General features: G+C 66.2%; 11 protein-coding genes. 7 read left to right on the top strand and 4 right to left on the bottom strand.

Annotated features, from left to right (window positions below):
• Window positions 1-220 precede the first annotated feature (220 nt).
• Entirely contained in the window at window positions 221-1,003 is a 783-nt protein-coding gene (locus EJO66_RS21265) for an IclR family transcriptional regulator (protein ID WP_125966018.1), read from the top strand.
• Between the two features lie 27 nt (window positions 1,004-1,030).
• Here the strand turns inward: EJO66_RS21265 and EJO66_RS21260 are convergent, their stop codons facing one another.
• Window positions 1,031-1,735: a B3/B4 domain-containing protein gene (locus EJO66_RS21260; RefSeq protein ID WP_125966017.1), complete on the bottom strand. Its 705-nt coding sequence runs from the start codon at window positions 1,733-1,735 to the stop codon at window positions 1,031-1,033.
• Window positions 1,736-1,774: 39 nt separating this feature from the next.
• Window positions 1,775-2,629, bottom strand: coding sequence for an AraC family transcriptional regulator (locus EJO66_RS21255; protein ID WP_125966016.1), 855 nt, complete (start codon window positions 2,627-2,629; stop codon window positions 1,775-1,777).
• Between the two features lie 191 nt (window positions 2,630-2,820).
• Between EJO66_RS21255 and EJO66_RS21250 the strand changes: the two genes are divergently transcribed.
• Window positions 2,821-3,021 (top strand): hypothetical protein, encoded by a 201-nt coding sequence (locus tag EJO66_RS21250; RefSeq protein ID WP_021003566.1) that lies wholly within the window; start codon window positions 2,821-2,823, stop codon window positions 3,019-3,021.
• A 141-nt stretch (window positions 3,022-3,162) separates the two neighbouring features.
• Window positions 3,163-3,609 carry an SRPBCC family protein gene (locus EJO66_RS21245; RefSeq protein ID WP_125966015.1) on the top strand — a complete coding sequence of 149 codons (447 nt, stop codon included), beginning with the start codon at window positions 3,163-3,165 and terminating at the stop codon, window positions 3,607-3,609.
• A gap of 12 nt (window positions 3,610-3,621) precedes the next feature.
• On the opposite strand, the gene EJO66_RS21240 is transcribed toward EJO66_RS21245, so the two are convergent.
• A complete protein-coding gene (locus EJO66_RS21240) occupies window positions 3,622-4,371 on the bottom strand; it encodes a TerC family protein (protein ID WP_125966014.1) in 750 nt (249 codons plus the stop codon).
• A gap of 191 nt (window positions 4,372-4,562) precedes the next feature.
• Between EJO66_RS21240 and EJO66_RS21235 the strand changes: the two genes are divergently transcribed.
• From EJO66_RS21235 to EJO66_RS21215, 4 genes are all read left to right on the top strand, one after another.
• Window positions 4,563-4,931, top strand: a complete 369-nt coding sequence (locus EJO66_RS21235; RefSeq protein ID WP_125966013.1) for a hypothetical protein — start codon at window positions 4,563-4,565, stop codon at window positions 4,929-4,931.
• Window positions 4,932-4,991: 60 nt separating this feature from the next.
• On the top strand, window positions 4,992-5,405 hold the full coding sequence (locus tag EJO66_RS21230) for a GNAT family N-acetyltransferase (protein WP_125966012.1): 414 nt from the start codon (window positions 4,992-4,994) through the stop codon (window positions 5,403-5,405).
• A 29-nt stretch (window positions 5,406-5,434) separates the two neighbouring features.
• Complete coding sequence (locus EJO66_RS21225) at window positions 5,435-5,947, top strand: P-loop nucleotide/nucleoside kinase family protein (protein ID WP_125966029.1); 513 nt, start codon at window positions 5,435-5,437, stop codon at window positions 5,945-5,947.
• A gap of 600 nt (window positions 5,948-6,547) precedes the next feature.
• Window positions 6,548-6,979 carry a VOC family protein gene (locus EJO66_RS21215; protein WP_125966011.1) on the top strand — a complete coding sequence of 144 codons (432 nt, stop codon included), beginning with the start codon at window positions 6,548-6,550 and terminating at the stop codon, window positions 6,977-6,979.
• Window positions 6,980-7,088: 109 nt separating this feature from the next.
• Here the strand turns inward: EJO66_RS21215 and EJO66_RS21210 are convergent, their stop codons facing one another.
• Complete coding sequence (locus EJO66_RS21210) at window positions 7,089-8,972, bottom strand: CHASE2 domain-containing protein (protein ID WP_164547876.1); 1,884 nt, start codon at window positions 8,970-8,972, stop codon at window positions 7,089-7,091.
• Window positions 8,973-8,986: the final 14 nt, after the last annotated feature.

The raw sequence follows: 8,986 nt of genomic DNA, 5'->3' as shown, positions 1-8,986 counted from the left end.
TGCGCGAAAGCAGGTGCAGGAACGGCCAATGCGAGGGTCAGGCCGGCAGCTGCCAGCGAGCGGTAAAGCGTTCTCAAGATGAACTCCTGCTGCGATGTGAGGGGTGCGTGCCAGGGCGGTCCCCCGACGTTCTCCAACCCCCAGGCGGCGCGATCTTAGTTGTTAAGTGGAAAAAGTTTCTACTAGTGAAAACACTTGGCAAAATGCTAGAGTTGTTCCCATGACTGCCATACTCGAACGCAGCTTCAAGGTCCTTGAACACCTGGCTGGCCACCCCGAAGGCCGCGCGCTTTCCGCGCTCTCCGCCGAGCTGGCAATGCCGCTGAGCGCCACCCACCGCCTGCTGAGCGAACTGATCCGCTGCGGCTATGTGCGGCAGGACCAGAGCCATGGCGACTACATGCTCACGATCAAGCTCGTGTCCCTGGGCCTGAGCTTCCTGAGCAACAGCGGCATCGTCGACGTGGCGCAGCCGCTGCTCGACCGGCTCGCGAGCGAATCGGGCGAGCTGGTGCGGCTGGCGGTGGTCGACGGCGACGAGCTGACCTTCGTCGCCAAGGCGCAGGGCGCCACGCGCGGCCTGCGCTACGACCCCGACATGGGCCTCTCGGTCAACCTCTCGTGCAGTTCCGCGGGCCACGCGTGGCTGTCGACGATGACGGACGAACAGGCGCTCCAGCTGGTCGCCAGGCAAGGCTTCGGACAACCCGAGGACTTCGGTCCGAAGGCGCCGACCACCGTCAAGGCACTCCTGGCGTACCTGCGCGCGGCCCGCAAGCGCGGCTTCGCGATGATCAACGAGGTGTTCGCGCCCGCCATGACGGCCATGGCCGCACCCGTGCGCAGCGGCAACGGCGCGGTGATCGGCGTCATCACCATCGCCGGTCCGCTGGTGCGGCTGACGGAAGAACGCATGCTCGCGCTGGGCCCGGCCCTTCTGGCCACGGCCGAGGACGTGGCGCGCGCGAGCGGCGCGTCCGCACTCTTCAAGCGGCGCGCCTGACCGGGCGCCACGGGGGACGGCCGCTCTTCAGAACGCCAGGCGAGGCGCGTCTTTCCGCAGCAGCGCGCACGCGGCCGGCGGCACCCAGGTCTCGGCCAGTGCCCGGGACAGCGCATCCAGCAACTGCCGGACATCGTTGGCGGCGTCCGCATGCAAGGCCTCCGCCACGATGAGGACACGGGAGGTTTCGCTCTGCACGGCGGAACGCGCGCTCTGGCGATGGGTCCAGCGCCGGGCGTGCGCGCAGCCTGCGGCATCCGCAAAGACGACTTCGCCGCGGTCGGGCGTTTCCGTTTCGCCCGAGAACGCGAGGTAGCTTTCGGTGCCTTCGGCGCACCGCACTTGCAGCCCCTCGGCCACCTTCGACAGGTCGAACACCGCGATCGGAATCGCAAAGGCCAGCGACAGCGCGTTGCACAAATCGACGAGCGGATGGATCGGCGGCAGCGCACCTTCTTTCCTGAACCGGCGCAGCAGCGACTCGGAGGCGCACCGGTACTGCGTGGGCTTGAGGCCCATGCGCGCGAAGGTGCGGCGCCAGGCCTGGATCTCCGGAAGATCGGCTTCCGAGCCGACGGCTTCGAGCCGTGCGCGTGCCACGCCGTGGTAGTGCGCCACCTGCGCCTGCACGCCGGTGTTCCCGTGGATGCCCTGGGCCAGCAGGACGCCGGGCACCAGCTCGGGATGGCGCTGCCAGATTTCCGGCGAGTGAGAGAAAAAGAAAGAATGCATGGCCCAGTGTGTCGCCGGCGCGGCGGCGTGTCTTGAACGCTATTGCAGCCGTGCGGGCCGCGTCCAGGCGCGCTGCCACGCGCCTGGCGTGAAGCCGAAGTGCAGTGCGAACGCGCGCGTCATGTGGCTCTGGTCCGCAAAGCCGGCCGCCATGGCCGCGTCCGCCAGTGCAGCGCCGCGCCGGATGAGGCCGCGCGCCACTTCCGCGCGCTGCTGGAGCAGCCACGCGAACGGCGTGACGCCATGGACCGCCTTGAAGCGCCGCAGCAGCTGGTATTTGCTCAGCCCCGAAGACGCCGCGAGCTGGGCCAGGCTGGGCGGCTGCGCCAGGCAATCCGCGAGCATTTCGCGCGCCCGCGAGACGTCGGCCGATGCGGCGCGCATGGGCAGCCTTTGCGCGCCGTGGTGCGATGCGAGCTGGGTGCAGGTCTGCACGAGCAGCTCCTCGCAGCGCAGGGCATCCGCCGTCACCCGCAGCGGCGCCGCAGCGCGCGCCTCCAGCAGCCGCAAGAGTTCGCCGAGTGTGCGCCGCAGCCGGTCGTCCTTGATGACGGGGCGGATCAGGGCCATGTCGTTCACCGCGCCCGTCGCAGCCGCATCCACGGCCCATCGAAGCGCAGCGGGTTCGAGATACAGCATGCGCCAGCGCCGAAACGGCCCGCCGAGCGGCCGCCCGTCATGCACTTCGCCCGGATTCGTCGCGATGAGGTGGCCGGCATGGGCCTCGACCTCGCCGCATCCGCTGGCCGAGCGCTGGGCGCCTTCGTCGATGACGCCGATGCCGAACGTGGCATGCCAATGCCTGCCGTAGCGGCGATGGCTCGAGATGCGGGTGCCATGCACGCCCTCCCAGGGAGAGCCGAAGACGCGGCAGTCGTGGTGCGGGTTCTTCATTGCGCGGAGTATGCATGGGCACACGAACCCGCAGGATTCGCCGCAAAGTGCGCAAATTTGCACAGCTTCCTCCGCGGGCACCCTGCGCCACGTGCCCCACTTGCCGATGCGCACTTGTAGGATCGCCGCCATCAAGCAAAGCTGCCATGCGGCCCGCACCCCACCACCCTTCCCTGTCCGCCTCGAATCGAATGAAGCAAATCTGCGTCAACTGGCGTTCGAGCGTCGTCCACGACGAAGACGACGAGCACTGCGACGATGGCCTGTGGGTGCCCGAAACCCCGGCGGCACGCAGGGAGGCCCAGGTGATCTGCGAAGTCCAGAACGCGATCTACGGGCACGGCTCGCACTGGATCGAAGAGCGCGAGGCTCTTCTTCTGCGCTCCGCCTGACCAGCGCGCGCAGCTCCGACTGCGAACTTTCGGCCTCAAAAAATCTTCATCGCGCAGCGCTACAGTTCGCTGTCGATTTTCCGCAGCCTCGTTCGTCGTGTCAGTGGAGGGTCATCCTCCGCACTTCAGGAGAACACAGCCATGGCTACCAACACCGTCCGCCTGCACCGCGTACTGCGCACCCCGCCCGAGCGGCTCTACCGCGCCTTCGTCGACCCCAGTGCCTTCGAGCGCTGGCTGCCACCCTTCGGATTCACCGGCAAGGTCCACAGCATGGATCCCGTGGTCGGGGGTGCGTGGCGCATGTCCTTCACCGCCTTCGGCAGCGGCCACAGCCACTCGTTCGGCGGGAAGTACCTCGAACTCGTCCCCGGCCAGCGCATTGCCTACGACGCGGCCTTCGACGATCCCAACCTGCCGGGCACGATGAAGACCACCGTGACGCTCGCGGCCGTGTCCTGCGGCACCGACATGTCCGTCGTGCAGGAAGGCATCCCCGACGTGATTCCCGTGGAGATGTGCTACCTGGGCTGGCAGGAGTCGCTTGTCGCGCTGGCCCAGCTGGTCGAGCCGAACATTCCGGGCTGAGCGCCGGGGGCTTCAATCGCCCGGAATATGGGGCGGGTGCAACTCCACGGCCTTGGCTGACTTCTTGCGCAGCCGGATGTTGAGCATCTCCACGCCCAGCGAGAAAGCCATCGCGAAGTACACGTAGCCCTTGGGCACGTGATGCCCGAAGCCCTCGGCGACGAGAACCACGCCCACCACCACCAGGAAGGCCAGCGCCAGCATCTTGATGGTGGGATGGTTCGAGACGAAGCGGCCGATCGGGCCGGCAAACAGCATCATGAGGAACACCGACACGATCACCGCGGCGACCATCACCCGCACGTCGTCCACCATGCCGACCGCGGTGATGATCGAGTCGAGCGAGAACACCAGGTCGATGACCATGATCTGGAGGATGACGCCCGCGAAGGTCGCCTTGACCGCGCTGGACTTCTGCTCGTGGCCGCCTTCCAGCGACTGGTGGACCTCGCTCGTGCTCTTCCAGATCAGGAACAGCCCGCCCAGGATCAGGATCAGGTCGCGTCCCGAAATGTCCTTGCCAAGCACCGAGAAAAGCGGCGCGACCAGGCCCACGATCCAGGCCAGCACCAACAGCAGGCCGATGCGCATGAACATGGCCATGAACAGCCCCACGCGGCGCGCGAACCCGCGCCGGGCAGCCGGCAGCTTGTCGACCAGGATCGAGATGAAGATGATGTTGTCGATGCCCAGCACGAGTTCGAGCGCGGTCAGGGTCGCAAAGGCGATCCAGACCTGGGGATCCGTCAGCAGTTCAAGCATGGAAGATCTTTCGGCACGGCGGCGCCGGCAAAAAAAGAAGGGTCGGAAGCAGGAGCGGAGTCTGCCATGCGCGTTTCTGAGGGTTTTCGCGTGACATCTTGAAATGTTCTTCACCGAAGCGATGTGTGCGATCTTCCGCGGCCGAACGTTGGAAGAGGCATCGGGAGCAATCCCACATCTCTGGAGACAAGATGACCTTTCCTCGAACCGTTCTCAAGCTGGCTCTCTCGGGCACGATTGCCGCCGGCGCCCTTTTCGGCGTGACCGCTGCAACCGCGGGCACCAGCTGGTCCATCGGCGTGTCGCTGCCCGGCGTGGTGGTGAGCGAGCCGGCGCCGGTCTACTACGAGCCCGCGCCGGTGTACTCGCGGCCGGCCCCCGTCTACTACCAGCCGGCACCGCCGGTGCGCTACCAGCCGCCCGCCTACGTTGCACCGGCACCCGTCTACTACGAGCCCGGACCGAGCTGGGAAGAACGCCGCGCGGAGCGCCGTGAATGGCGCCGCCGCGAATGGGAGCGCCGCGAGCACTACCGCCACTATCGCGAAGACCGCGACTGATCGCAGCCGCGCGAACGGCTACAGTCGCCCTCGATGCCATTCAATTCTCGAGGAGCGGATATGCAGATTCGCAGCGCTGCGGCGTCCGATGCCGACGCGATCCATCGCCTTCTTTCCGCCAACGGATGGGCGCACCGGATCGCTGACGCCGCATACCTCGGCCAGTTGATCTCGGCATCGCAGCAGGCGGTGGTTGCGTTGTCGGCGGACGGCGAGATCGTCGGCTTTGCACGCGCCATCGGCGATGGCATCTCCAATGGCTACCTGTCGATGGTCGTGGTCGCCGAGCCGCTGCGCCGGCAGGGCATCGGGCAAGCGCTGGTCCGGCACATCCTGGGTTCGGACACGGACATCACATGGGTGCTGCGGGCCGGCCGGCCGGGTGCCGCCGAGTTCTTTGCCAGGCTGGGCTTCAGCCCCTCGTCGGCCGCGATGGAGCGGCCGCGGGAGCAACGCCTGCGGATGGCGCCTTGACCCGGGGAATCGCGCGCATGGCGAAGCCGGTGCTGATTGTTCTCGGCGGATTGCCGGGCACCGGCAAGACCACCATTGCGCGCGAACTCGCTGCCCGCTCCCCCTGCGCCTATCTGCGCATCGACACCATCGAGCAAGCGCTCATCCGATCGGGGGCTCTCGAGGAAGCGGGCCCCGCCGGCTACGCCGTTGCCTGCGAGCTTGCCCGGTCCAATCTCGCGCTTGGCATGTCGGTGATCGCCGATTGCGTCAATCCGCTCCCGGTCACCCGCGAGGCATGGCGAGCGGTGGCAGCCAGCACATCCTCGGACTTGCTCGAGCTTGAGATCGTGTGCTCCGACCCCGCCGAGCACCGCAGGCGCGTGGAGAGCCGGAAGGCCGACATTCCGGGCCTCGTTCCACCGACCTGGGAGGCAGTCGCACGCCATGAATACGAAGCCTGGACCACGAGCCGCCTCGTCATCGATTCGGCATTCGTCAGCGCAAGCGAGGCGGCCACCCTGATCCTGGACCGGTCGCGCAGCCAGGCTGCAGGCGAGTAAACGGCCTACATCAGGCTGCGGGCGAGGCGGATCAGCACGGGCTTCGCGAAGGATACGGTGCTGCTCGAAGGAGCACGCATGGCCCGCAATCCACGCTTTCGATCGACGGCTTGACCCTTTCCTATGCTGCGCCGGCAACCCGTGATCGCCGTGGCTCATCCTGCTGCACGGCTGGCCCCAATCGAAGTCGGACATCGGCGGCCCGCGAGCACGGCGCACGCATCGCGGGCGCGGTGGTCATGAACACCGTCATCCCCGGCGTTGCGCCGTGGTCGAGGCTCGTCGCCGAGCCCCGCATCTGGCACTTCGCGTTCCATTCGTTACCGCAGCTGCCCGAACTGCTGGTGAGCGGACGCGAGCGCGCCTATTTCGACTATTTCTACGACCTGCTCGCGGGCGACAAGCATGCGCTGACGAACAAGATCCGAAACGACTGGACGCGCCTACCAGCGGCCCGAAGCATTGAAGGCCGGCTTCGATTGGTACCGGGCGCTCGAGAGCGCCGCGCAACGCAACGCAATGCGAGCCGCTGCGCGCATTTCGCGCTGAACTCGGACGTGCAGCCTGATCCGTGCAACATCGCATCTTTTGGAGACCTTCATGCAACCAAGAATCACCGTCATCACCCTCGGCGTCGAGGATCTGGAGAGAGCCGTCGCCTTCTATCGCGACGGGCTCGGCCTGCCTACCGAGGGCATCGTGGGCAGGGAGTTCGAGAACGGCGCCGTCGCCTTCTTCGATCTGCAGGACGGGCTCAAGCTGGCCGTGTGGCCGCGCTCGAGCATTGCGGCCGATGCCGGCCTTCCACTGCGCGCGGGCGGCTCCCTCGAATTCACCCTCGGGCACAACGTCATGTCGAAGGCCGAAGTGGACGCTGTCATGCAGCAAGCCGCGAGGGCCGGTGCCACCGTGGTGAAGACCGCGGCGGACACTTTCTACGGCGGCTATGCCGGCTATTTCATGGACCCGGACGGCCACCTGTGGGAGGCGATCTACAACCCGCAACTGCTGCCAGGGGCTGAAGCTGCGTAGGGCCCCCCCGTGTTCCCGCGTCGCCGCTTGCTTGAGCGCTGCCACCACGGCGTCGAAGAAACCGGCAATGCGCTTATGCACTTCCCGAAGGCGAGTACGCGTCGCGGCGCTAGGCTCCGTCGTTTTCATGGAATGTGATGCTGAACACCGTTCCTTTTCCGGGGGCACTCCGAACCTCGATGCTGCCGCCATGGCGCTCGATGACCGTCTTGACCAAACTCAAGCCCAGTCCATGGCCAGCAACGCCTCCGTTCTGCTCGAGCCGGCTGTAGCGCTCGAACAAGGTCGGCAACGCTGACGCCGGAATTCCGTCGCCCTGATCTCTCACCGTAACCACGGGCACCTGCCCCGGCGTCCAGACCAGCGCCAAGTCAGTGTGACTGCCGGCCGGGCTGTACTTGACGGCGTTCTCGGCCAGGTTGAACAGCGCGCGACCGAGCAAGCGAGGCTCGACGCACAGCCAACAGCCTGGAGCGTCATCATCAAGTTCCGGCAGAGTGAGTGTGAGCCGAATGCCCTTTTCCTTGGCAAGCGGCCAGACACGCTCATAAACTTCGGTCAGAAGCTGTGCCAGATCAACCTCCTCTCGCACATACTCCTCGCCCTCTGCACGCAGGTGCAATACAAAATCGTCCGCCAGGGAAAGCGTGGTTCTTACCTGTCGCTCGATGCGCTCATAAAGCAGCGCGTCCTCACCACGGTGTGGAGGCTGCGTGCGCAAGAGTGCAAGCACGGCCGACTGCGGGGCGCGCAGATCATGCGAGAGCAACTGCAGCGCCTCGGTGCGCCGGCGCTCAGCGTGATGCTTGGCCTGCAAGGCACGGTCAAGCGCATCAACCACTTGCTGCCAACCATCCCGTTTCGGTTGCGTCGATCCTGGCAGCATCGCGTCGGCGCGCAGGCTCAGATCGGCCAACAGCACCGCCAAGCGTCTCCAGCTCCAGAGCAGATAGCCCAGCAACGCCCCCAGCATCCAGCTTCCCACCGGCAACCACCAGCGCAGCCCCATCTGCAGTACCGTCGTGATCAACATCGCCAGCACACCAAAGGCCGACAGGCCCAGGAGGCTCGCACGCGGTCCCGCACGCCAGAGCCAGATCATCCAGCCCAGCAGTGCAAGCGCAGAAATGACGGCCTGGAGCCACGGACGGACCGGAATCAGCGAACGGTCGCGCAGCAAGCCGTCCAGCGCCGCGGCATTGATCTCGACACCTGACATCAGACCCGAGCCGCTGGAGAAAGGCGTCGGGTACTGGTCACCGATCCCCGTTGCGGTCAACCCGATCAAGATCGTCTTCCCGCGCAATACGGCATCGGGTACCTCGCCGTTCAGGACGCTCACATAGGGTACGGTCTTGTAGTGCCCCGGGGGGCCTGAGAACGGGATGAGGATGCGAGATCCGCGCAGCCAGCCCGTGCCATCCTGCGGCTCATCGGGGCCGCCGGCGGGTTTGTTTGCATCACTGACTTGCGCAAGTGCCAGCGACAGCGCCGGCCAACGATGCCCGGCGTTGCCCTCGCGTAGATAAAGGCTGCGAGCTACGCTGTCGCTGTCCAGTTCCACATGAATGTGACCCAGCCCCGTCACCGCCTGCTCCAGGACCGGCAAGGGGGCGAGGACTTCGGGCGTTCGACCTGCCACCAAGGGCGTACGCACTGTCATTGGAAGAAATACCGGACTGACCGCCTTCATGAGGCCCAAGGCACCTGCCAATCGAAGGTCTGCCCCCGGTTCGCTCGCCGCTTCGGTGAACAGCATGTCGAACGCGACCGCACGCGGCACCGCGGCGGCGAGGCGTTGCAATAGCTGTGTGTGAAATTCGCGCGGCCAAGGCCAGCGACCGAGTGCTTGCAGGCTCGCGTCGTCCACTGCGACGATCAAGATATCCGAATGAGCGGGCTTGGCATCGAGCCGGAGCAGCTCGTCATAGACCGCAAGATCCACCCGCTCCAGAATCCCGTAACGCTGCACCAGCCCGGCAAAAGTCAGCACGATCAGCAGGCAAG

Origin of the sequence: Variovorax beijingensis, assembly GCF_003951285.1 — a bacterium.
GTDB lineage: Bacteria > Pseudomonadota > Gammaproteobacteria > Burkholderiales > Burkholderiaceae_C > Variovorax > Variovorax beijingensis.
Note: the sequence above shows the minus strand (reverse complement) of the source record. Positions and strands in the feature narration are given on the sequence as shown.